This is a genomic window from Streptomyces mutabilis (assembly GCF_014649815.1).
GTDB lineage: Bacteria > Actinomycetota > Actinomycetes > Streptomycetales > Streptomycetaceae > Streptomyces > Streptomyces mutabilis.
Genome location: NZ_BMTT01000260.1, coordinates 1 through 557 on the forward strand (window position 1 = coordinate 1; position 557 = coordinate 557).

General features: G+C 34.5%; 1 protein-coding gene. It reads right to left on the bottom strand.

What is annotated here, in order from left to right; all coding sequences use genetic code 11:
- A partial coding sequence (locus tag IE142_RS40240) for a hypothetical protein (protein WP_229831300.1) occupies nt 1–557 on the bottom strand: 557 nt, incomplete at both ends.

A 557-nucleotide genomic window follows, 5' to 3' on the forward strand; every position in this document is an offset into this window, starting at 1 on the left:
ATTGGCTCAAACTTGCTGTAGTGCTTTGACTTGCGACGTTGCTCTGAGATATTGAAGCGCTATTTGACATTGAATCAAAATGACTACGTAATTCACTATCTTTTAATTCGTTAGCTTTAGCGATGTCTTTAGATTGTTGTTCTTGTGCTGACTGAATAGCCTCTTGAGAATTTTGGATTGATTTTAAAGATTGAGCATTCGAATCTAATTTTGTTGTGATATCAGTTTGTAATTCTTTGAGTTCCTGTTGTTGCTGATGAACTTGGTTAATCATTTGCCCTAACATTTGACGTTCTTCTCGCATTTTTTGAATTTCAGAACGTAAATCTTCAACGAGTTGTGCTACATTTTGATCAGTTGGTAATTGGATATCCTCGTCTTTAACAATGACTTGTAAAAAGTCTTTTTCCTTTTCAAGCTCTTCAAATGCTAAATCATAACTATTTGTTTGTTTAACTTTGTTAGCGATATCTGTAAATAATTCGATGTCATCTTCTTTAAAGTCTGTGGCTTCACGACCACGATATTCTGTTTTACTAAGGTGATAGCCTCGTTCC